This window comes from Roseococcus sp. YIM B11640 (genome assembly GCF_049727625.1).
Lineage (GTDB): Bacteria > Pseudomonadota > Alphaproteobacteria > Acetobacterales > Acetobacteraceae > Roseococcus.
In genome coordinates this window covers 516,125-538,890 of record NZ_JBBJOZ010000001.1, presented here as the reverse complement: position 1 = coordinate 538,890, position 22,766 = coordinate 516,125, and the positions used below count along the sequence as shown (strand labels likewise).

Genomic DNA, 22,766 nt, shown 5'->3' with positions numbered 1-22,766 from the left:
CGGTGCTCCGCTCCATCTTCACCGTCGGCGCCTGGACCATGGCGAGCCGCGTGCTCGGCTTCCTGCGCGACATGCTCATCGCGTCGAAGCTCGGCGCGGGGCCGATGGCCGATGCCTTCTTCGTCGCGCTCAAGCTGCCGAACCTGTTCCGCCGCCTTTTCGGCGAGGGCGCCTTCAACGCTGCCTTCGTCCCCGCCTTCGCCCAGGCGCTGACCCAGCGCGGCCACGCGGCGGCGCAGATGCTGGCCGAACGCATGGCGATGCTGCTGAGCCTCTGGCTCACGCTGCTCACGGTGCTGGGCATGGTGTTCATGCCGTGGCTGATGCAGGTGCTGGCGCCCGGCTTCTCGAACGATCCGGCCAAGTTCCAGCTCGCCGTCGAGCTGACGCGGATCACCTTCCCCTACCTGCTGCTCATCTGCCTGACGGCGCTGGTGAGCGGCGTGCTCAATGGCTTGGGCAAGTTCGCGGCGGCCGCTGCCGCGCCGATCTTCTTCAACCTGCTCTCCATGATCGCGCTCTTCGCGCTGGCGCCCTTCGTGGCGACGCCGGCGCATGCGCTGGCCTGGGGCGTCACGCTCTCGGGCATCGTGCAGCTCGGCTTCGTCTCCTGGGCCTGCGCGCGGGCGGGGATGGCGCTGAACCTCTTTCACGCGCCCAAGCTGCCGCCCGATGTGCGGATGGTGCTGCGGCGGATGGGGCCGGGGTTGATCGGCGCGGGGGTGACGCAGCTCAACCTCGCCATCGACGTGATCATCGCCTCCTTCCTGCCGGCGGGCGCGGTTTCCTACCTCTACTACGCCGACCGGGTGGCGCAGCTTCCGCTGGGGGTGATCGGCGCGGCGGTGGCCACCGCGCTGCTGCCGCTGCTGGCGCGGCAGATCCATGCCGGCCAGCCCCTCCAGGCGCATCGCAGCATCAACCGCGCCATCGAGATCTCGCTGATCCTGGCCGTGCCGGCGGCGGTGGCGCTGGCGGTGCTGGCGCTGCCCATCCTGGAAGCCCTGTTCCAGCGCGGCGCCTTCGGCGCGGAGGAAGCGCGGCTGACCTCCCGCGCGCTCGTCGCCTATTCCGTCGGCCTGCCGGCCTTCGTGCTGGTGAAGGTCTTCGTGCCCGGCTTCTTCGCGCGTGGCGACACGGCGACACCGGTGAAGGTGGGCATCTGCTGCGTCGTGCTGAACCTCGGCCTCAACCTCGCGCTGATGGGGCCGCTGCTGCATGTGGGCGTGGCGCTCTCCACCAGCCTCGCGGCCTGGGCCAATGCGCTGACGCTGGCCTTCCTGCTGGCGCGCCGCGGGCAGCTGGTGCCGGACCGGCGGCTCAGGCGCGCGGCGCCCCGGCTGCTGGGCGCCGCCATCGCCATGGGGGCGGCGCTGATGGCGCTGGCCTGGCTGCTGGGGCCCGGACCGGGGCTGCGGGGCGTGGTGCTGCTGGGCCTCGTCTGCGCGCTGGGCGCCCTCGTCTATTTCGGCGCGGCGCAGCTTTCGGGCGGCCTGGACCTGCGCGACCTGCGGCGGATGCTGCGGCGCCGGCGGAGCTGACAGGCCCGCTGCGGGGTTGACCTTCGCGCCCCTGCGCGCGAACCCTCTCCGGCCAATCCGGCACGCATACTCAGGAATTCGACATGAATCGCGTCTTCTCCGGCATCCAGCCCTCGGGGGTGCCCACTCTCGGCAACTACCTCGGCGCGATCCGCAACTGGGTGCCGATGCAGGACGAGCACGAGTGCCTCTTCTGCGTGGTGGACATGCACGCCATCACCGTGTTCCAGGAGCCCGCGCAGCTTCTCGCCCAGACTCGCGAGATGGCGGCGACGCTGCTGGCCTGCGGCCTCGACCCCGCCAAGTGCACGCTCTTCGTGCAGAGCCACGTGCCCGCGCACGCGGAGCTCGCCTGGATCTTCAACTGCGTGGCGCGGCTCGGCTGGCTGAACCGCATGACGCAGTTCAAGGACAAGGCAGGCAAGAATTCGGAGGCGATGTCCTCCGGCCTCTACGTCTATCCGAACCTGATGGCGGCCGACATCCTGGTCTACAAGGCCACGCGCGTGCCGGTGGGCGAGGACCAGAAGCAGCACCTGGAGCTGGCGAACGACATCGCGCAGAAGTTCAACCACGATTACGGCGTGGAGTTCTTCCCGCATATCGAACCGCATATCCTGGGCGTCGCCGCGCGCGTGATGTCGCTGCGGGACGGCACCAAGAAGATGTCGAAGTCCGATCCCTCGGACCAGTCGCGCATCAACCTCAACGACGATGCCGACACCATCCGCAACAAGATCAAGCGCGCCAAGACCGACCCCGAGCCGCTGCCCGAGGCGCTGGCGGGCCTGGAGGGCCGCGCCGAAGCGCGCAACCTCGTCGGCATCCTCGCCGCCATCACCGGCACGACGCCCGAGGGCGTGATCCGCGAGCATGGCGGCCAGGGCTTCGGCACCTTCAAGACGGTGCTGGCCGACGCGCTGATCGCGCATCTCGAACCCATCCGCACGAAGATGCTGCGCTACCTGGAGGACCTGCCCTCGCTGGATGCGGAGCTGCGCAAGGGCGCGGAGAAGGCCGAGGCGATCGCGCAGCCGATCGTGACCGAGGCGAAGCGCATCGTCGGCTTCCTGCCCAGGGCGTGAATGTTGATTTCTATAGGCTTTTCTGCCTATGGTGCGCCGCCAACGCCGGGGTCTCGCCCCGGCGTTTTCGATTCCGGCGGGTAAGATAGTAAGATGGTAAGATAGTAAGGCGGTTCAGCTGCCGAGCGACCGGCTCACCAGGTCCTCCAGCAGTGGCCCGTCGTCCCGCGCCTCCAGCGCCGCTTCCTGGAACATCGCGTAGCCGTCGCCGCCCCGGCGCAGGAAGTCGTTCGTGGCGACCACATAGGCGCGCTCCGGGTCCAGGGGCTTCCAGCTTCCATCGCCCTCGCGCACCTCCGCGCCCGTGACGCGCTGGCCCGCCGGGCGCGCGGCGTCGAAGGTGAAGCCCAGCCCCGCCGTCTGCGGAAAGCGGCCCGACCGCGCCGGCAGGCGCGAGAGCCCGTTCTCCAGCGCGGCGCGCAGCGTGGCGCCGCGCAGGCGGAGGCGGGCCACGGTATTGCCGAAGGGCAGGACGGTCAGCACGTCGCCCATGGTGACTTCGCCGGCGGGAAGGCCCGCGCGCAGGCCGCCGCCATTCTGCCAGCCGATCTCCGCGTCCATGCCACGGCGCATCGCCTCGGCCACCTTCTCGCCGAGGGGGCAGGGCGCGGTGCCGCAGGCGTCGTTGGGCAGGGCATCGGCCAGCCGGCCGACCACGCGGCGGCGCAGCGTCTCCAGCGGCGCGGCGAATTGCGCGACGATGGCGGCGACGGCCGGATCCTCGGCGATGTTGGCCGTCAGCTCCCGCATGTGCTGGGCGGAGGCCGCGATCTTGCCATCGGCCGCGATGTCGAGGTCGAAACGGTCCAGGTAGCGGCCATAGGCCTGAGCCTGGACGATGAGCACCGGCCGGTCCTGGCCGTCCACCACCACCGGCGGCGCGACCAGCGTGTGCGAATGCCCGCCCAGGATCACGTCCACCCCCGCGACCTCCGCCGCCAGGCGCCGGTCGGCGCTGAGGCCGAGATGGGAGAGCGCGACCACCGTTGCCGGCCCCTCGCGCCGGGCCTCCCAGACGGCGCGGTTCAGCGCCTCCAGCGGGTCGGTGAAGCGCAGGTTCCGGCCGGGCGCGGAGAGGATCGGCGTCTCCGGCGTCGTCAGCCCCACCACGACCACGCGCATGTTCTCGCGCCGGAAGGCCAGGGTGGGAAGGATCTTGCCCGCCAGCACGGGCTCGGCCGTCGCGTCGAGATTGGCCGAGAGCACCGGGAAGGGCACGGCGGCCAGGTAGCGGGCCAGCTTCTCCGGCCCGAGGTCGAATTCGTGGTTGCCGAGGGTGAAGGCCTGCACGCCCCAGGCCTTCTGCACGGCGGCCTCGGCGAGGCCCTCGTGCTCGGTGAAGAAGAGGCTGCCCAGGAAGGTGTCGCCGGCATCGAGCAGCAGCGAGGCGCGGCCATCCGCCCGCGCGGCCTCCCGCGCCTCGGCCACCGCGGTGGCGATGCGGGCGGAGCCGCCCCGGCAGGCATCGCCCAGACGGCAGGCGGCGGCACTTGGGGCGATGGATTCATGACGGCTGTGGAAATCGTTGAGATGGATGAGCGAGAGCCTCGTCGCCGCCTGGGCGGCAGCGGGGCGCAGCGCGGGGGCGGCAAGAAGGGCGGGCAGCAATCGGCGCGTCAGCATGGGGCATGTTCTAGACCCGTCGGCCGGCTCTGTAAGCTTCGGTCATCCATCGTGAGCCAAATCGCGCCGGCCCTGCCCTTGCCTTGCCATCTTTGCGGGTGAAGGGTGCGGCTCCCTTCTGCGTGGTCCTTGGTTTTGCAGGTCTATCTGCCGATCGCCGAAATGAGTGTGGATGCCCTCCTGCTGGTCGGCATCGGCTTCGGCGTGGGCTGGCTCTCAGGATTGTTCGGCGTGGGCGGCGGATTCCTGCTGACGCCGCTCCTGATGCTGATCGGCATTCCCTCCCCCGTCGCGGTCGCCTCGGGCGCCAACCAGACCCTGGGCGCCTCGGTCTCCGGCCTCATGGCCCAGGCGCGGCGCGGCAATGTGGACTGGCAGATGGGCACCGTGCTGGTCGTCGGCGGCCTGCTGGGCAGCGTCGTCGGCGTGCAGCTCTTCGCGCTGCTGCGGCGGGTCGGCCAGGTGGATGCGGCGGTCGCGATCTTCTACGTGGTGGTGCTGGGCACCGTCGGCACGCTGATGGTGATGGAGAGCGTGCGGGCCATCTTCCGGCGCCGCACCGCGCAGAGCCACCGGTTGCACACGCACAGCTGGGCGCATGGCCTGCCCTTCAAGATGCGCTTCCGCAAGAGCCGCCTCTACATCTCGGTCATCCCGCCGCTGGCGGTGGGCTTCATGATCGGCGTGCTCTCGGCCGTGATGGGCGTGGGCGGCGGCTTCATGCTGGTGCCGGCGATGATCTACATCCTGGGCATGCCGACGGCGGTGGTGATCGGCACCTCGCTGTTCCAGGTGGTCTGCGTCACCGCCTCGGTCACCTTTCTGCAGGCGGTGCAGGTGGGCGGCGTGGACATCGTGCTGACGCTGCTTCTGCTGCTGGGCGGCGTGGCGGGGGCGCAGTTCGGCGCCTCCATGGGCGGCAAGCTGCGGGGCGAGGAAACCCGCGCGCTGCTGGGCCTGCTGGTGCTCGGCGTCGCGACCTCCCTGCTGTGGGACCTGCTGCGCGTGCCGGCCAACCTGTTCAGCGTGGGGCCGGCATGGTGATGGCGGCCTCACACGCCGGGCGGCCACATCCGCGGCGGGCTTGGGTTCCGGCCCCCATTTCCGGCCGTAGTATCCTTCTGGCTTGCTGCCTGCTGCTGCTTGGCGCCCTGCCTGCCATGGCGCAGTCCTCGGAGCTGGTCGCCCGGCTTTCGACCGAGCGCGTCTCCATCACCACCGCCTTCACGGGCGAGAGCATCCTGGTCTTCGGCAGCACCGAGCAGCCCCTGGGCCCCGGGGGGGACGAGGTGGTGGTGCTCGCCCGCGGGCCCTCGGGCCCCTTCGTGGTCCGGCGGAAGGTGCAGGTGCTGGGCCTGTGGCTCAACGGGCCCTCGGCGCGGTTCGAGGACGTGCCGGTCTTCTATGCCGTGGCCGGCACGCGCCCCCCCTGGCAGCTGCTGCCGGAGCAGACGCGCCACCAGCTGGGCATAGGGCTCGATTCCATCCAGCTCGCCTCCACCGGCGCGCGGGCGCCGGGCTTCCGCCGCGCCCTGATCGAGCTCAAGCGCAGCTCCCGCCTTTGGCAGGAGGAGGATGCGCCGGTCGAGATCGCGGGCTCGCGTCTTTTCAACATGCGGCTGCAACTGCCTGCCACTGTACAACCGGGGAGTTACCGGGTCGAAGTGATGCTGGTGCGCGCCCGGCGTGTGGTGGCGGTCGAGCAGCTGGGCTTCATCGTGCAGCGCACGGGCACGGCGGCCGAGATCGAGAGTGTCGCGCGGGGCCGGCCCGTGATCTACGCTGCCATCTGCATTCTGCTCGCGGCCTTCGCCGGCTGGGCGGGCAGCGTGGTGTTCCGGAGGGCCTGATGCCAGAAGCAGCGGAACGGGCGAGGCGCGATCGCGTCTTCCTCGTCGTGGTCGACGACAGCCCCGAGCGGGCGGTAGCGCTGCGCTACGCCTCGCTGCGCGCCTCCAAATCCGGTGGGCGCGTCGCGCTGCTGCGCGTGGTGGAGCCGGTGGAACAGGCGGAATGGGCCGGCATCGGCGCCCTGATGGCGCAGGAGCGGCGCGAGGAGGCCGAGGCCCTGCTGGCAGGGCTCGCGGCCCAGGTGCGGGATATCACCGGCGGCCTGCCGATCCTCATCACGCGCGAGGGCAAGACGGCGGACCAGCTCATGGCGCTGCTGGCGGAGGACCCGCGCATCTCAATCCTGGTTCTGGCCTCGGCCGCGGACAGCAAGGGGCCGGGACCGCTGATCCAGGCGCTGACCGGGCGGCTTGCGGCGAAGATGACCGTGCCCATGACGGTCGTGCCCGGCACCATGTCCGACGCCGAATTGGAGAGGGTGACCTGATCCCACCTGCCAGGGTCATCGGGCCGCAAGGCCGCGAGCCCGTGGCGCGGCGGATGCCGCCGCCCGGCGTCCGAGGGCGAACAATATACCGAAAGAACCGCCTCGCGGATTATTCGGTCGGGGTCATCGCCTTGATGAGGTCGAAGACGCGCTTGCGGACCGAAGGGTCCGAGATGCGGTAGTAGGCGCGCACCAGTTCCAACGTCTCGCGGCGGTGAAGCGTGTCGTCCTCGAAGGCGTCCTGCGCCTCGGCGAAGCCGGAAACGCGGCGCGCGAAGCTCTGGCTCCCGCCGCCCACCGCGCCGGGCATGTCGTCGAAGAAAAAGCTGATCGGCACGTCCAGCACACGCGAGAGGTCGAAGAGGCGCGAGGCGCCGATCCGGTTCACGCCGCGCTCGTACTTCTGCACCTGCTGGAAGGTCAGGCCGAGAGCCTCGCCCAGCCGCTCCTGGCTCATGCCGAGGAGCGTGCGGCGAAGGCGCACACGTGAACCAACGTGAACATCGATGGGGCTCGGCCGATGCTCTCTTTCAACCCGCTCGACGCTCGTATCGCCCGACATCGCTTCTCTCATGCTGAACTGGTCCCGACTGGCTTGCGAGTGGCCTTCTTTGCTAGCCATACCTTGCCCCGAGGATCGGGGCCGAGGCCGCGCTTTCATGCCCGCCGGGGCCAAAAGCACGCCCATCTTGGGAGACGTACCTGACATATCTCGCGTCTCAGGCCAAATAGCGGCCATGCACACGAAGCGTCAATAATTTTCCCAGTCTCATTTATAATTTGCCGCGCGACCAATCGCTTGCGCTGGAAATAAATGCGGCGCGGCGTCCCGTTCTCAAACCTGGGAGGGCCGGCGCCACCCCAGAAGAAGCGCGACCGCCAGGCTCAAGATCAGGATTCCCCCTGGAATCCACCGCCCCCATCGGCCGAACAAGGTCGGCGGGCCTGCTGCCGGGAGCTCCGCGCGAAGCACGCCGGTCTCGCCCAGGCCCAGCCGCGCCACTTCCCGGCCGGCGCGGTCGAAGACGGCCGAAATCCCGGTCTGCGCCGCGCGAACCATCGGCAGCCCCTCCTCGACCGCCCGCATCCGCGCCGAGGCGAGATGCTGGTACGGGCCGGCCGAATTCCCGAACCAGGCGTCGTTCGTGACATTGAGCAGCCAGCCCGGCCGCTCGGCGCCGACCACTTCGCCGGGGAAGATGACCTCGTAGCAGATCAGCGGGCCCGGGGCGGGCAGCCCGCCCGGCAGGGGCAGGGTGCTGGGTCCCGGCCCGGCCGAGAAATCCATCCCCCCCGCCGCGAGCCGGATCGGCAGCAGGCCGCCGAAGGGCATGAACTCGCCGAAGGGAACCAGGTAGGACTTGTCGTAGAGGCCATGTCGCTGCCCGTCCGCATCCAGCACGACAAGGCTGTTGGCCAGCGCGTTGGCCCGCCCGTCCGGGCCCCATTCGGCGCGCACCGTGCCCGCCAGCAGCAGGCCTCGGGGAGGCAGCGCCTCGGTTGCGATGCGGATGGCCTCGGGATCCTGCGCCAGCAGGAAGGGGCTCGCGGTTTCCGGCCAGACGACGAGCACCGGCGCCTCGGGATGCTCCGCCACGGCGGCCGCGGCGCCCTGGGAGGTCAGGGCCACGTAGCGCTGGAAGATAGCGGCGCGGTGCGACGGGTCCCATTTCAGGTCCTGCCGCACATTCCCCTGCACGAGCACGAGTTGCGCGCCCGTGCCCTGCGGCGGCAGGCCCTGGAGCCTCCAAGCACCGTAGCCCATCCAGACGGCCAGGATGGCGCCGCCCGTGCCGAAGGCCCGGCGCGCACCGAGCAGCGGCAGCCCCGCCAGCAGGATGGTGAAGAAGGAGAGGCCGAAGGCGCCGATGAGCGCGGCCGGCTGCATCGGCAGGGGGGCGAAGGCCCAGGCCGTGCCCATGAGGTTCCAGGGGAAGCCCGTGAAGGCCCAGCCCCGCAGCAGTTCCGCCAGCACCCAGGCGCCCGCGAAGCCCAGGACCCGGGGCCACCCCGGCGCGAGCCGCCAGGCCACGAGAGCCGGGAGGATGCTGTAGAGCCCCATGGGCAGGGCCAGCCCCGGCGCGGCCAGCGGCACCAGCCAGAACCATTTGGCGACATCCGTCAGGATGGCATGGGTGACCCAGTAGAGCCCCACCAGCTGGTGCCCGAAACCGAACCAGGCCCCGATCCAGGCCGCCTGCCGCCAGCCCTTCGCCCGGCCCAGCAGGGTCAGCAAGCCCGGGATGGTCAGCAGAAGCACGGGCAGCGCGTAGACCGGCGGCAGCGCCAGCGCGGAGGCGGCGCCGAAGACGAAGGCCGCCAGCCACGGCCGCGCCGCGAGCCGCTCGAACACGGAATGAAGGCTCATGCGGATGTCCTGGAAGGGAGCTTTCGGCTCGAGGCCACTATTCCGCCGCCTGCGCGCCTTCCGAGGGGCGGCGGACGCGAAGGCGCCGGATGCGCCGGGCATCGGCGTCCAGCACCCGGAATTCGAGGCCCGAGCTGTGGGTGAAGATCTCGCCGCGCGCGGGCACCCGCCCGGCGATCGAGAGCACAAGCCCGCCGACCGTCTCGATATCGGCCACGCGCTCCTCATCCGTTAGGACAGGGCCGAGCTTCTCCTCGAAATCGGCGATCTCGGTGCGGCCATCGACCTCGAGCACGCCCTCGGCGCGCTCCACGATCTGCGGGGCCACGATCTCGTCATGCTCGTCGGCGATGTCGCCCACGATGGTCTCGACCAGGTCCTCGATGGTGATGAGGCCGTCGATGCCGCCGTACTCGTCCACCACCAGCGCCATGTGGATCCGCGCCTCGCGCATGCGGAGGAGCAGGTCGAGCACGGGGACGCTCGGCACCACCAGCAGCGGCTTGCGCAGGATGGCGCGCAGGTTGAACGGCGCCTGCCGGCCCACGGCCGCGAAGATGTCCTTGATGTGGACCATGCCCAGTACGTCGTCGAGCTGGTCCTCATAGACCGGATAGCGGCTGTGACCCTCGCGCTGCACGGCCGCCAGCGCCTGTTCGAGCGTGAGGTCGCAGGGCAGCGCGATGATGTCGGCGCGCGGCACCATGACATCGTTGGCCGTCGCGCCGCGCAGCTTCAGCACATTGCCGAGCAAGGCACGCTCATGCGGGCCAAGGTCGCGTGCGTCGTCCTCTTCCGGCTCGTCCGGGCCGTCGATGAGCTCCTCGACGCGGTCGCGCAGGCTCTCCTCGCGCTTGCCGAAGAAGCCCCTCAGGCGGCGCATGACGTCGTTCCGGTGATGATCGGAGGGCATCAGGCCGCCCACCGCACGCGCCAGGGGTTGGGCAGACCCAGCCGCCGCAGGATGCGCGCCTCGGCCCGCTCCATCGCCACCGCCTCGCCGGCCTCCAGATGGTCGTGGCCGAGGAGGTGCAGCAGCCCGTGCACGACGAGATGGGCGAAATGCGCCGGCAGCGTCCGCCCCTCGCCCGCGGCCTCGCGGCGCAGCACGCCCAGCGAAACCGCAAGGTCGCCCAGCGTCATGCTGCCATAGGGCGCGGGGAAGGAGAGGACGTTGGTCGCCTTCTCCTTGCCGCGGAAGCCGCCGTTCAGCCGGCGGATCTCCGCATCGTCGGTCAGCAGCAGGGTGAGATGGCCATTGGCGCCCTGGTCGGCCAGGGTGGCGTCCACGGCGCGGCGGGCCAGGGCCTCGACGCGCGGCACGGCGCCCCGCCAGCCGGGCGCCCCGAAGACGATCTCGACATCCGAAAGCCCAGCGGAGGAAAAACCTCCGCCGGGCGAACTACTTCCCGGCGACATCCAACTCCTTCCCGGAGCCGCGCCCCGGGTTGGACCTGGGTTGGGGCGGGCGCTCCATCTTCGCATAGGCCGAAACGATCCGGCCCACGAGCGGATGCCTTACCACATCGCGCTCGTCGAAATGGGTGAAACCAATTCCAGGCACGTCGCGCAAGACCGAAATGGCCTCGACGAGGCCGGATTTCTGGCCCGGCGGCAGGTCCACCTGCGAGGGATCGCCGGTGATGGCCATGCGCGTGCCCTCGCCCATGCGGGTCAGGAACATCTTCATCTGGGCGGCCGTGGTGTTCTGCGCCTCGTCCAGGATGGCGAAGCAATGCGCCAGGGTCCGGCCGCGCATGAAGGCGAGCGGGGCGATCTCGATCTCGCCCGCCGCCACGCGGCGGGCCACCTGCTCCGCCGGCAGCATGTCGTGCAGGGCGTCGTAGAGGGGGCGGAGGTAGGGGTCCACCTTCTCCTTCATATCGCCGGGCAGGAAGCCCAGCCGCTCGCCCGCCTCCACGGCGGGGCGGGACAGCACGATGCGGTCCACGCGCCCGGCCAGCAGCAGGGCCACGCCCTGCGCCACGGCCAGATAGGTCTTGCCCGTGCCCGCCGGCCCGATGCCGAAGACCATCTCGTTGCGCGACAGCGCGTCCATATAGGCCGACTGCGCCGGCGTCCGGGGCCCGATGAAACCGCGCCGCGTGCGGATCTGCGGGATATCCGCCAGCGGCAGGCGCGGGTCCTGCTCGGCCTCGCCCTCCGCCATGCGGATCGCCGCCTCCACTTCCGACGCGGTCAGGGCCTGCCCGCGCTCCAGACCGCGCCAGAGACCGCGCAGCACCTGTTCCGCCATTTCCGTCCTTTCGCCCGAGCCGCTGATGGTGAGCCGATTGCCGCGGCTCGCCAATCGCACGCCGCATCGCTGCTCGATCCGCGCCAGATGCCGGTCATGCTCGCCATAGAGCAGGGGCAGAAGGGCGTTGTCCTCGAATTGCAGCGTGATGCTGCGCTGGTCGGACGGAGGCGGGGCAGAAGCCCCGGAGCGGCTGCGGAGGGCGACGGTGTGGCTCAAGCGGCGTTCATCTCCCGGTCTAATGGCGTGGCGTGGAGCAGTTCGCCCAACAGAGAGTTGGGGTGACCCTTCAGAATCCGCACCGGGGCAACCTCCCCGATACGAGAAGAATTCGCGGCGACGTGCACCGGTTGCAGCCAGGGCGTACGGCCCGAGAGCTGGCCAGGATGGCGGCCGGCCCCGGTGAAGAGCACCTCCACCGTCTCGCCGGCCTTGGAGGCGTTGAAAGCCGCCTGCTGGTCGCGCAGCAGGGCCTGGACCTCCTGGAGCCGGCGGTCCTTGGTCGCCTCGTCCATATGGAAAGGCGCGCCGGCGGCAGGCGTGCCGGGCCGGGGCGAATACTTGAACGAAAAGGCCTGGGCGAAGCCGACCTGGCGGATCAGCTCCATCGTCGCCTGATGGTCGGCCTCCGTCTCGCCGGGATGGCCGGCGATGATGTCGGTCGAGAGCGCGAGGTCCGGCCGCGCGGCGCGCAGCCGCTGCACCAGCTTCAGGTAGTCCGCCGCCGTATGCCCGCGGTTCATCGCCTGCAGCACCCGGTCGGAGCCCGACTGCACGGGCAGGTGCAGGAAGGGCATGACGGCCGGCAGGTCCCGATGAGCGGCGATCAGAGCGTCGTCCATGTCCCGGGGGTGCGAGGTGGTATAGCGCAGGCGCTCGATGCCCGGGATCTCCGCCAGGGCGTAGAGCAGCCGGGCCAGGCCCCATTCGGAGCCATCGGGCCCTTCGCCGTGATAGGCGTTCACGTTCTGCCCGAGCAGCGTCAGCTCGCGCGTGCCCTGGGCCGCCATGCGGCGCGCCTCGGCCAGCACGGCGGCGGCGGGGCGGCTGTATTCGGCGCCGCGCGTGTAGGGCACCACGCAGAAGGCGCAGAACTTGTCGCAACCTTCCTGAATGGTGAGGAAGGCCGTGACGCCCTGCGGCGCGGCGGCGTCCGGCAGGTGGTCGAACTTCTCCTCGACAGGGAACTCCGTCTCCACGACGGCGCCCGCCGCGCGACCGGCGCGGGCCACCATCTCGGGCAGCTTGTGGTAGCTCTGAGGCCCGAGGACGATATCCACATAGGGCGCGCGCGCCACGATCTCGGCGCCCTCGGCCTGGGCCACGCAGCCGGCGACGGCGAGCACCATGCCCGCGCCCCCGGCCTCCCGCTCCTGCTTCATCAGCCGCAGGCGGCCGAGTTCGGAGAAGAGCTTCTCCGTCGCCTTCTCGCGGATATGGCAGGTGTTGAGGATGACCATGTCCGCGTCCTCGGGCGCATCCACCGGCTGGTAGCCGAGCGGCGCCAGCACGTCCGCCATGCGGCCGCTGTCGTACACATTCATCTGGCAACCCCAGCTGCGCACATAAAGGCGCTTCTTGTCCCGCGGCGGGAGGGGGGTCGAATTCGTCATGAAATGGCCTCGCTGCCCGCCCTCTGGGCGGTCCAGGCCAAGGAAATGCGGAGACTGGGCCGCGTGGTCAAGTCGAGCGGCCCATTTCCGGCTCGTTCCGGGGGCTTCTCATGCCCGGAAAACGTTCCAAACCGCCGCCGCGTCGGTCAAGAGATAGATTTGTTTTAGGCGGCCCCCAGGCGCCGGAGCGCACGCTCCGCGCTCGCGGACAGAGGCTCTGCCGCGGTCCGGTTATGCCTAGGGGACGATGCCCATCGCCTGGTTGAGGCGGGAGCGCGCGCGGCTCGCGTCGATCGTGGCGCGGCCCTCCTCATTCGCCGCCTCCAGCCGGAGCTGGCGCACGCGGTACAGGTCGAAGGTCCCCGTCTCGCCGGAGCGGAAGGCGCGCAGGGCCACGGCCTCCTGCTCATTAGCCACGCTCAGGCGCTGGCGGGCCAGGCGCTGCGCGGCCTCAGCGGCGGAGAGCGCGGCGCGGGCACGCGCGACCTCGGCATCCACGATACGCCGGGACTGGTTCAGCAGGGCGACGGCGCGCGTCACCTCGCTCTCCGCCTCCGCACGGCGCGGGGCGTTGCGCGCCTCGGTGGCGAGCGGGATACGGAAACGCAGGCCGATGCTGGTGGAATCGTTGGTACCGAGCCCGTTCTCCTGCCGCACGAAGGTTCCCAGCTCAGGATTGTCCCGCGGAGTGGCGGCGACGAGGCGCTGGCGCGCCTCGGCATGCGTCACGGCGGCTTCGGCCGCGCGCAAGGCAGGGTGCGGTCCGCGGCCACGCACTGTCTCCACGGGAAGGTTCGGCGGCAGCCCTCCGGTCAGCGTGCTGTAGGCGGCGGTCGCCTGTTCGCTCGCCGCCTCGGCCTGGGCGAGGCTCAGCTCCGCCGAGAGCGTCTCGTTGCGCGCCAGAATCGCCTCGGTCGGCGGAATGTCGCCGAGCTCGGCGCGGCGGGTGACGTCTCGCGCGATCTCGCGCGCCGTGCTGAGCCGTTCGCGCGCCAGCTGCGCGCCGCGGCGGGCTTCGGCCGCCTCCCACCACGTCTCACGCAGCAGGCCGGCGACCTCCAGCCGACGCAGCGCGATGCGCTGCTCGTACTCGGCGACCGAGCTTTCCACCGTGCCGCGGAGCGCGCCGCGCTGGCCCGGCAGCCACATGGGGGCCGCGAAATCCATCTCCATTTCGCGCTGCTCGCGGGGCCCGCGCGTGTCGGAGCGGAAGCTGCCGCTGATGGAGGGCGGGCCGGCGATCACGGATTGCGCCGTGACGCGCCGCGCCCCCGCCGCCATGCGCTGCGCCTCCAGCGAGCGGTAGCTCGCATCGAGCGCCAGCGCGGCCTCGAGATGGCGGTGCAGGCCGCCATCCTGGGCAATAGCGGGGAGAGGCGCCAGCAACGCGGCGCAAATAAGCAGATGTCGCATGGGCATTACTCCGCGGGCGCGTGCTGGACGGCGGGGGCCTTCGCTCGTGGCAGGGCAAAGCGCTCGTAGAGGATGGGCAGCAGCACCAGCGTCAGCACGGTCGCCGTCACGAGCCCGCCGATGACGACGATGGCGAGCGGCTTCTGGATCTCGCTGCCCGGTCCCGTCGCGAAGAGGAAGGGCACCAGGGCCAGGGCGGCAATGGAGGCCGTGAGCGTCACCGGCGTCATGCGCCGCTTGGCGCCTTCGCGCACGGCGGCGTGCAGCTCCAGCCCTTCCTCCGCCACCAGGCGGTTGATGTAGCTGATGAGCACGACGCCGTTGAGCACGGCGATGCCAATGAGCGTGAGGAAGCCCACCGAGGCCGGGACCGAGACGAACTCGCCCGAGGCCCAGAGCGCGATCATGCCGCCGATCAGCGCGAAGGGGACGTTGCAGAAGACCAGCGTCGCCTGCCGCACGGAACCGAAGGTGAGGAACAGCAGCAGGAAAATGGCGCCCAGGGCCAGCGGCACCACGATGGCCAGGCGCGCCTGCGCGCGCTGCTGGTTCTCGAACTGCCCGCCCCAGACGAGGCTGTAGCCCATCGGCATCGGTACCCGGGCTTCGACGGCCGCCTGCGCCTCGGTCACGAAGCCGCCGATGTCGCGGCCGCGGACATTGGTGATGACGGTCGCGAAGCGTTCCGCCTGCTCGCGGATCACCTGGACCGCGCCTTCCTCCTCGCGGATATCGGCCACCTGGTTCAGCAGCACCGTGCCGCCACTGGGCAGGGTGATCTGCACGCGGGCGAGGTCGGCGGCCGAGCGGCGGAGGCCGTCCTCGCCGCGCAGCAGCACCGGGATGCGGCGGTCGCCCTCCAGCACCGTGCCGGCGGAGCGCCCATCCACCCAGACGCGCAGCGCATCCTGCACATCGCTCGCATTCAGGCCGAGCCGGCCGGCCGCGAGGCGGTCGACGCGCACGGTCAGGTACTTCATGCCCTCGTTGCGGAGGGCGAAGACGTCGGAATTGCCGCGCACCTCCCGCACCACGGTCGCGATTTCGCGGCCCAGCCGGTTCAGCTCCGCGATGTCGGGACCGATGATCTTGATCACGACGTCGCCGCGCGAGCCGATGATCATCTCCTGCACGCGCATGTCGATGGGCTGGTTGAAGGAGAAGCTGATGCCGGGAACGTTCTCCAGCACGCCGCGAACTGCGTTCATCAGCGCTTCCATGCCGCCCTCGCGAATCTCCGGGCGCCATTCCTCCGGCGGCGCGATCGTGAGGAACATGTCCGTCTCGTTGAGACCGACGGGGTCGATGCCCAGCTCGTCGGCGCCGGCGCGGGCCATGATGCCGCGGATCTCCGGCACCTCGGCCATGATCTCCCGCTGCATGCGGAGATCCATCTGCGAGGCTTCCTCGATGCCGATGGTCGGGTGCTTGCGCAGCGTGATGACCGGCGTGCCCTCGTCCATCACCGGAATGAAGATGCTGCCGACCTGCGAGAAGGCCAGCACGGCCAGCACCAGCCCGGTGACGGCGCTGCCGCCGATGAAGAGAGGCCGGCGCATCGCCCATTCCAGGAAGGGATCGTAGACGGCGTGCATCTTGCGGACGAGCCAGGGCTCCTTCGAGTGGCCGCCGCGCAGCAGGAACACGCACATCACGGGCACCACCGTGAGCGCCAGGATCAGCGCCGCGAGCAGCGCGAAGATGATGGTGAGGGCGACAGGCCCGAAGAGGCGGCCCTCCAGCCCCTGCAACGAGAGCAGCGGCACGAAGACCGCGACGATGATGACGACACCGGAGACCAGCGGCACCATCACCTCACGCGTCGATTCGCCGACGATGCTCATGCGCTGGGTGAAGGTTGGCTCGCCATGATGCTCGCCCATGCGGTGGGCCGTGTTCTCCACGACCACCACGGCGCAGTCCACCAGCAGGCCGATGGCGATGGCCAGGCCGCCCAGCGACATGATGTTGGCCGATAGACCGTAGGAGGACATGACGCCGAAGGTAACCAGCACCGCCAGCGGCAGGCTGAGCGACACCACCAGCGCCGCGCGCCAGTTCCCGAGGAAGAGCAGCAGCAGCACCACCACGAGCGCGATGGCTTCCAGCAGCACCTTCTGGACGGTCCAGACCGCCTTCCCGATCAACTCGGCACGGTCATAGAAGACGACGAGGCGGACGCCCTCCGGCAACAGCCGCTCGATGGCGGGGATGCGCGCCTTGGCCCCATCCACCACGTCGCGAGCATTCACGCCGCGCAGGCCGAGGATGATGCCCCAGACCGCCTCGCCCTCGCCGTCGCGCGTCACCACGCCGTTGCGCGGCAGGGCGCCGAAGCGCACATCCGCCACATCCGCCACGCGCACCACACCGCCCGTGCGGCTCGCGAGCACGATGGCGCGCACATCCTCCAGCGACTGGATGCGCCCCTCGGCACGGACCAGCAGCGCCTCCTCGCCATCGCGAACCCGGCCGGCGCCGTCGCTGCGGTTGTTGCGCTCCAGCGCCTCCTCGAGCGCCGCCGTGGTGATCCCGCGCGAGGCCATGGCGGCCGGGTCCGGCACCACCTCGTAGGTGCGGACGAAGCCGCCCAGCACGTTCACGTCCGCCACGCCGGGAATGGAGCGCATCTGCGGCCGCACCACCCAGTCCATGAGGGTACGCGCGTCGGAAGGCGTGAGATTCTCGCCCTCCAGCGTGAACATGAACATCTCGCCCAGCGGCGTGACGATCGGCGCGAGCCCGCCCGAGACACCGTCCGGCAAATCATCCTCGATCTGCTGCAGGCGCTCGTTCACCTGCGCGCGTGCCCAGAAGATGTCCGTCCCCTGGGTGAACTCGAAGGTCATGAGCGTGACGGAGAAGCGCGTAGTGGAGCGCATGAAGGTGAGGCGCGGGATGCCGCGCATCGCCTGTTCGACCGGGTTGGTGACCCGCCGCTCTAGCTCCTCCGGCGTGAGGCCCGGCGCGCGAAGCGAAACGAGAACCTGTGTGGGCGATACGTCCGGGAAGGCGTCGATGGGCAGCGACTGATATGCGCGGAAGCCCCAGAAGGCGAGGCCGATGGCCATCAGCAGCACCAGCAGCCGCTGCCGGAGCGACGTCTCTACAAGCCGTCCCAGCATGTCAGCTCGCGTCGCCGTCGGAGAGCTCGCCCAGCAGGGCGAGGATGCCGCGCGTCGCGATCTGGTCGCTCGGCGAGAGCTCGCCGGTCAGCGAGGTGAACTGAGCCGTCTCGTTGAGCACGGTGACGGGGCGGGCGCGGAAGCCCTCCGGCGTGCGGATAAAGACCCAGCTGCGCTCCCGGTGGCGGACCACCGCGCCGGCGGGCACGCGGAACTGCGGTGCGCCGTTGCGGCGCAGCTCCATCGCGACGGTCACGGCCTGGCCAGGGCGCAGGGCCTCGGTGCCGTTGGTGATCTGGGCCACGGCGGTGACGCTCTGCGTGGGCGCATCCGCCGTGCGGCCGATGCGCAGCACGGTGCCTTCCGCCCCCTGGGCGGGTATCAGCACGCGCGCGCCGGGTTCGAGTGCCGGCACGCGGGAAATGGGAACTTGCACGTTGACCCAGAGGGCATGCAGGTCACCGATGGTGAGGAGCGGCGCAGCCTGGGCGACACGCTCGCCGGCAGTGGCGCCACGGGTCAGCACCACGCCGTCCACCGGGCTGCGGACGGCCAGCGTCGGCTGGATGCGGCGCGTTTGGCGGAGCTCCTCCACCGCCGGGTCTCCCATGCCCAGCAGCACCAGCATCTGCGTGCGCTCATCCAGCGCCGAGGCGGCAGCAATGGCTTCCGCCCGCGTGGTGATGAGGCGGCGCTCCGCGATCACGCGCTCGCGATGCAGCTGCTCGTCGCGGCGCAGCTTCTCGGCCGCGAGGTCATGGGCCGTGACGGCCTGCAGGAAAAGGCGCTGCGCCTCCACCAGCTCGGTGCTGCGAAGCTGGGCCACGGGCTGGCCACGGCGCACCGGCTCGTCCGGCGCCACCGTCAGGGTCTCCAGCAGCCCGGCCGCGGGGGCCGCGATGACGCGGAGCTGCATGGGCGGCACCACCACCGCGCCCGGCAGGGTGATCTCCGAGGGCCCGCTTTCAGGCTCGGGCCGGCCGAGCTCGAAGGCGCCGGCGCGCATCTGGCGCTCGTCCAGCCGGATCAGGACGTCGGGCGTCCCCGGCTGCGCGAGCGCCGGCGCGCCGAACGTCGAAAGAATCAACAGCGCACACGAACGGCGCGCGATGGCCCGGGACATCACGTCACTCCAAAGCCGGGCGAAGTCCCGGCGGCCTCGAATTTGCTTCCCTGGACGCGGGAAAGAGCACGTGATCGCGCTTCTTGGCCCGCGTCTCGGAATCGGGTGAAATCCCGTCCACAGGCATGGGCATGGATTAGGAAGGCTTGGCTTTACCCAGGCTGAACCGCACCTTGCCTCCAGCTGAACGGAGTCGAATCGCGCATGATCCTTCTCGTTACGGGTGCGACCGCGGGTTTTGGCCGCGCCATCGCGGCATGCTTCGCGAAGGAAGGCGCGCGCGTCATCGCCGCGGGCCGGAGAGAGGCGCGCTTGCTGCAGTTGCGCGAGGCGCTGGGCGCCGACCGCGTGCTGCCGATGGTGCTCGACGTGCGGGATCGCGCGGCGGTCGAGAGCGCAATTAACTCGCTTCCGGAAGAGTGGAAGGCCATCGACGTCTGCGTGAACAACGCGGGGCTAGCTCTCGGATTGTCCTCCGCGCAGGAGGCGAATCTCGACGACTGGGACCGCATGGTGGACACCAACATCAAGGGCCTCACCTATGTCACGCGCGCGGTGCTGCCGGGGATGGTGGCACGCGATCGTGGCCACATCATCAACATCGGCTCCACGGCGGGCGAGTTCCCCTACCCCGGCGGCAATGTCTATGGCGCCAGCAAGGCCTTCGTCCGCCAGTTCAGCCTGAACCTGCGCGCGGACCTCTTCGGAACGCGCGTGCGCGTGACGGAGATCGAACCGGGCCTGGTGGGCGGGACGGAGTTCAGCAACGTCCGTTTCGGAGATGACGCGAAGGCGGCGAACGTCTATGCGGGCGCCGACCCGCTGACACCCGACGACGTGGCCGAGGCCGTGCGCTGGGTGGCCATGCTGCCGCCGCGCGTGAACATCAACATCCTGCAAATGATGCCGGTGGGTCAGTCCTTCGGCCCGCTGAAGGTGCACAAGGCATGACCGACCACCCGCCCTATACCCCCCCGCATCCCACGCGATTCGAAGGCCGCCTTCCGATCACGGAGCTGCTGGCGCGCGCGCGCAAGAGCTTCCTGGAGATCTGGAGCGCGGGCTCCTTCCGCACGGAGGTGATCAACACGCAGATCATCCGCCAGCGGCTTTTCCTCTTCAACATGCCGGAGGCCATCCAGTCCGTCTTCGTCACGCAGGCCGCGGTCTTCGAGCGCAAGTCGCCACAGATGCGCCACGCCCTGGAGGCGCTGCTGGGCGACGGGCTCTTCATCTCCGACGGACTCGTCTGGAAGGAGCGCCGGCGCGTGGTCCAGCCGGTCACCCATCCCTCGCGCATGTCGGACCTCACCCCCGTCATGACCGAGGTCGCCGTGGAATGGCGCGACGCCTGGGGTAAGCTGCCGCAGAACGCCGAGATCGACGTGCTGAACGAGATGGGCCGCTTCACCGCCGAGGTGATCTGCCGCGCCATCTTCGGCACGGCGCTCGCGACCGGCGCTGGGCAGCAGGTGGTGAAGTCCTTCGCCGCCTACCAGTCCAAGATCGGCAACATGGACATGGTCTCGATCTTCGGCCTGCCGGATTTCCTGCCGCGCCTCCAGGGCTTCTGGGTCAGCGGCGAGGTTCGCAAGATCCATTCCGTGGTGGATGGGCTGATCGGTGACATCCTGGACGGCCGCGCCGGGCAGAAGTCGCTGATCGCGGCGATGGCCGAGCATTCGGGCATGTCGCGCATGGCCTTCCGCAACGAGGCCATCACCCTCTTCATGGCGGGGCACGAGACGACGGCGAACACGCTCGCCTGGGCCTGGTTCCTGCTTTCCGAGGCGACATGGGCCGAGGAGCGCATGCTGGCGGAGCTCGACAGCGTGCTCGGCGGCCGCGAGGCGACCTACGAGGATCTGGACAAGCTGCCGTATACCCGCGCGGTGGTGGAGGAGACCTTGCGCCTCTACCCGCCCGTCCCCGTGCTGGCGCGCCGGGCCTCCGAGGATACGGAAGTCGCGGGCCTTCAGATTCCGCGCGGCGCGGTGGTCGGCGCCTCACCCTGGCTGGTGCACCGGCACGAGCGGCACTGGGAGGCGCCGGACGAGTTCCGCCCGGAGCGCTTCCTGCCTGAGGCGACGCCGCCCGCGAAATACACCTACCTGCCCTTCAGCCTGGGGCCGCGCGTCTGCACGGGCCAGCATTTCGGGCTCTACGAGGCCATGATCTGCCTCGCCACGCTGGCGCAGCGCTTCAGGCTGCGCTGCCCGCCGGGCAAGACCGCCTATCCCGTCTGCCGCCTGACCCTCAGGCCCGGCGAGACGCTGCCCATGGTGCTCACGCGCCGATGAGGCGGCAGATCCTCGCGATCGTGGACCGCGTCTCGATCGCCTGGATGCGCCATGCGCCGGACCGCCTCGCGGATGCCTATGCGGGCTTCATGGCGCGGCGCGTCGTGCCGAAGCTGTACGGCGCGGCCTCGGCCCGCGCCCGCGCGAACTTCGCGCGGCTGCGGCCGGAGCTGGACGCGGAAGCCGCCGTCGCCGCGCATTGGGACAATACGGCGCGAAGCTTCCTCGAGGTGCCGCGCGCCATCCGCCTCTTCGACGAAGGGCGCGTGGCGGTCGAGGGCACGGAGCATCTCGGCGGGCGGCCGCTCATCGTGGCCGCGCTGCATCTCGGCAATTGGGAGATGGTGGGCCTCGCCATGGTTCGCGCCGGTTCGGCCCCCGTCGCCTTCTACCAGCCCACCAGCAGCGAGTTGCGCACGCGCACCGTGGTCGCCGAGCGGATCCGCGGCGGCGGGCGGCTGCTGCCCGTGGGGCGCGACGCCACGCGTCCCGCCCTGCGCGCGCTGGTGCAGGACCGGGACGTGCTGCTCGTCTTCCTCGACGAGCACCAGCACGGGCGCGTCGCCGCGCCCAGCCTCGGGCGCGGCCCCCGCAGCGGCGGAAACATCGAGGTCGCGGCGAGGCTCGCGCGGCATTCGGGCGCGGCCATCGTCGTCGGCCATTGCGAGCGCCTGGCGCCGGACGCATCCGGCCCGCGTTTCCATGTGCGGTTCGAGGCGCCGATCGAGGTGCCGCGCAGCGATGACCGCGACGCCGACATCCGCGCCGGGGTGGAGGCGCTGGATGCCTGCATCGAGCCGCTCATCCTCGGCCGGATCACGCAGTGGCTGATGCTGCCGGACTGGAAGCCCGAAGGTTAGTCAGGCGAGAGCATGCGCCCGGCCAGCCGGAAGGGGCTGGCCAGCACGGTGCCGACGGAATTGAAGACGAAGGCGCCCGCATGCCGCAGTTCGGAGCGCGGCGGGGCATGGCCGGCGGCCATCATCCGCGCATAGGCGGTGGCGAAGCCGACATAGCGGTCATGATTGAAGCCGTCCGAGGCGGCGACTTCGGTGATGTCGATGACGATGATCTGAGCGAGACGCGCGGCCTCCTGGACCTCGGGATTGTCGACGTCCAGCCGACCGAGCCGCCGCCGGTCCCCGGAAAGCCGACTGGAAACCGAGAGCGCCCGGTCGTCCCGCGACACCAGCACGGCCATGGGCGGGGAGAGGGGTCCGATCACCGCCACCTGCGTCCGGAAGACGTCGACATCGATGTCGGGCGATGCCAACGCCACCCGCAGCTGCTGCAGCACCTCCTGGCGTCCCGCCAGGCGCAATTGCCTCAGCGCCTCCACCGTCAGCCAGGCGCCCATGCTGTGGCCGATGATCGTCACCTGCTCCCCACGGCAAAGCTCGGCCACCCTGGCAAGAAGATTCGCCAGGGCGTCGCGCGAGTACATGGCCGAATCCCGGTCCGCCACATAGCCGAGCACCTCGGCGTCCGACGGCCAGGCGAACAGGATCGGGATGACATCCGGGTTCGTGTCCGCCGTCATCTGCACGACCCGGAACAGCGCCTCCGGGAAGTTGGTGTTGAAGCCGTGCACGAAGATGAAGACGCGCTTCCCGCCATTCTCGCAGCGACGGCCGCGCAATCCCGCCTCGAAGGAATCGCGGGTGAGGACATCGCTTCGCAGCGTCGTGAAGCTGGTGGCCGGGTCCGCCGGCACGCGGGGCCACTCGATCTGCCCCGCCCTGTGCGTCGGCGGCACGGATACGGCATATTCCGCGAAGTTGGTCGTTCGGGAGCGCGTGTTCGTGAAGCTGTTCGAACCGGCATCCGCACGCGCCCGCGTGGTGACCACCTGAACCGTGATGACCTGCCCATCGGCGGACACCGCTCCGGCGGGCCGAAGGACCTCCATGCCGGGCCGGGCGGCGCAGCCGATCAGCGAGACGGCGAGAACCAGCAGGAGGCAGATCCGGGACGACACGT

Annotated in this window: 19 protein-coding genes; 8 read left to right on the top strand and 11 right to left on the bottom strand. The window is 70.3% G+C overall.

Going from position 1 to position 22,766, the window contains the following annotated elements:
* Positions 1-2 precede the first annotated feature (2 nt).
* Complete coding sequence (murJ, locus tag WJM96_RS02740; protein ID WP_424810888.1) at positions 3-1,541, top strand: murein biosynthesis integral membrane protein MurJ; 1,539 nt, start codon at positions 3-5, stop codon at positions 1,539-1,541.
* A gap of 83 nt (positions 1,542-1,624) precedes the next feature.
* Positions 1,625-2,626 (top strand): tryptophan--tRNA ligase, encoded by a 1,002-nt coding sequence (trpS, locus tag WJM96_RS02735; protein ID WP_424810887.1) that lies wholly within the window; start codon positions 1,625-1,627, stop codon positions 2,624-2,626.
* A 114-nt stretch (positions 2,627-2,740) separates the two neighbouring features.
* Here the strand turns inward: trpS and WJM96_RS02730 are convergent, their stop codons facing one another.
* Positions 2,741-4,249 (bottom strand): bifunctional metallophosphatase/5'-nucleotidase, encoded by a 1,509-nt coding sequence (locus WJM96_RS02730; protein WP_424810886.1) that lies wholly within the window; start codon positions 4,247-4,249, stop codon positions 2,741-2,743.
* 162 nt (positions 4,250-4,411) lie between these two features.
* On the opposite strand from WJM96_RS02730, the gene WJM96_RS02725 reads away from it, so the two are divergent.
* From WJM96_RS02725 to WJM96_RS02715, 3 genes are all read left to right on the top strand, one after another.
* Positions 4,412-5,293 carry a sulfite exporter TauE/SafE family protein gene (locus WJM96_RS02725; RefSeq protein WP_424810885.1) on the top strand — a complete coding sequence of 294 codons (882 nt, stop codon included), beginning with the start codon at positions 4,412-4,414 and terminating at the stop codon, positions 5,291-5,293.
* Between the two features lie 116 nt (positions 5,294-5,409).
* The gene (locus WJM96_RS02720; RefSeq protein WP_424810884.1) at positions 5,410-6,099 is read left to right on the top strand and encodes a TIGR02186 family protein; all 690 of its coding nucleotides are present in this window, start codon (positions 5,410-5,412) and stop codon (positions 6,097-6,099) included.
* Entirely contained in the window at positions 6,099-6,587 is a 489-nt protein-coding gene (locus WJM96_RS02715; protein ID WP_424810883.1) for a universal stress protein, read from the top strand. The genes WJM96_RS02720 and WJM96_RS02715 overlap by 1 nt, the downstream gene beginning before the upstream one ends.
* A gap of 109 nt (positions 6,588-6,696) precedes the next feature.
* Here the strand turns inward: WJM96_RS02715 and WJM96_RS02710 are convergent, their stop codons facing one another.
* The 9 genes from WJM96_RS02710 to WJM96_RS02670 form a co-directional block, all read right to left on the bottom strand.
* Entirely contained in the window at positions 6,697-7,149 is a 453-nt protein-coding gene (locus tag WJM96_RS02710) for a helix-turn-helix domain-containing protein (RefSeq protein ID WP_424811812.1), read from the bottom strand.
* Positions 7,150-7,422: 273 nt separating this feature from the next.
* Positions 7,423-8,955: an apolipoprotein N-acyltransferase gene (lnt, locus tag WJM96_RS02705; RefSeq protein WP_424810882.1), complete on the bottom strand. Its 1,533-nt coding sequence runs from the start codon at positions 8,953-8,955 to the stop codon at positions 7,423-7,425.
* Between the two features lie 37 nt (positions 8,956-8,992).
* Positions 8,993-9,868 carry a hemolysin family protein gene (locus WJM96_RS02700; protein WP_424810881.1) on the bottom strand — a complete coding sequence of 292 codons (876 nt, stop codon included), beginning with the start codon at positions 9,866-9,868 and terminating at the stop codon, positions 8,993-8,995.
* On the bottom strand, positions 9,868-10,374 hold the full coding sequence (ybeY, locus tag WJM96_RS02695) for an rRNA maturation RNase YbeY (protein WP_424810880.1): 507 nt from the start codon (positions 10,372-10,374) through the stop codon (positions 9,868-9,870). The genes WJM96_RS02700 and ybeY overlap by 1 nt, the downstream gene beginning before the upstream one ends.
* Positions 10,358-11,431 (bottom strand): PhoH family protein, encoded by a 1,074-nt coding sequence (locus WJM96_RS02690; protein ID WP_424810879.1) that lies wholly within the window; start codon positions 11,429-11,431, stop codon positions 10,358-10,360. The genes ybeY and WJM96_RS02690 overlap by 17 nt, the downstream gene beginning before the upstream one ends.
* A complete protein-coding gene (gene miaB / locus WJM96_RS02685; protein ID WP_424810878.1) occupies positions 11,428-12,825 on the bottom strand; it encodes a tRNA (N6-isopentenyl adenosine(37)-C2)-methylthiotransferase MiaB in 1,398 nt (465 codons plus the stop codon). The genes WJM96_RS02690 and miaB overlap by 4 nt, the downstream gene beginning before the upstream one ends.
* Before the next feature lie 237 nt (positions 12,826-13,062).
* Complete coding sequence (locus WJM96_RS02680) at positions 13,063-14,238, bottom strand: TolC family protein (protein ID WP_424810877.1); 1,176 nt, start codon at positions 14,236-14,238, stop codon at positions 13,063-13,065.
* A 5-nt stretch (positions 14,239-14,243) separates the two neighbouring features.
* Positions 14,244-17,363 (bottom strand): efflux RND transporter permease subunit, encoded by a 3,120-nt coding sequence (locus tag WJM96_RS02675; RefSeq protein ID WP_424810876.1) that lies wholly within the window; start codon positions 17,361-17,363, stop codon positions 14,244-14,246.
* Between the two features lies 1 nt (position 17,364).
* Complete coding sequence (locus WJM96_RS02670; protein ID WP_424810875.1) at positions 17,365-18,450, bottom strand: efflux RND transporter periplasmic adaptor subunit; 1,086 nt, start codon at positions 18,448-18,450, stop codon at positions 17,365-17,367.
* 240 nt (positions 18,451-18,690) lie between these two features.
* On the opposite strand from WJM96_RS02670, the gene WJM96_RS02665 reads away from it, so the two are divergent.
* The 3 genes from WJM96_RS02665 to WJM96_RS02655 are packed head-to-tail and all read left to right on the top strand — an operon-like array spanning position 18,691 to position 21,646.
* Positions 18,691-19,437: an SDR family NAD(P)-dependent oxidoreductase gene (locus tag WJM96_RS02665; protein ID WP_424810874.1), complete on the top strand. Its 747-nt coding sequence runs from the start codon at positions 18,691-18,693 to the stop codon at positions 19,435-19,437.
* Positions 19,434-20,786, top strand: coding sequence for a cytochrome P450 (locus WJM96_RS02660; protein ID WP_424810873.1), 1,353 nt, complete (start codon positions 19,434-19,436; stop codon positions 20,784-20,786). Before WJM96_RS02665 ends, WJM96_RS02660 begins: the two co-directional genes overlap by 4 nt.
* Complete coding sequence (locus WJM96_RS02655) at positions 20,783-21,646, top strand: lysophospholipid acyltransferase family protein (protein WP_424810872.1); 864 nt, start codon at positions 20,783-20,785, stop codon at positions 21,644-21,646. The genes WJM96_RS02660 and WJM96_RS02655 overlap by 4 nt, the downstream gene beginning before the upstream one ends.
* On the opposite strand, the gene WJM96_RS02650 is transcribed toward WJM96_RS02655, so the two are convergent.
* Positions 21,643-22,764 (bottom strand): alpha/beta hydrolase, encoded by a 1,122-nt coding sequence (locus tag WJM96_RS02650; protein WP_424810871.1) that lies wholly within the window; start codon positions 22,762-22,764, stop codon positions 21,643-21,645. The genes WJM96_RS02655 and WJM96_RS02650 overlap by 4 nt on opposite strands.
* Positions 22,765-22,766: the final 2 nt, after the last annotated feature.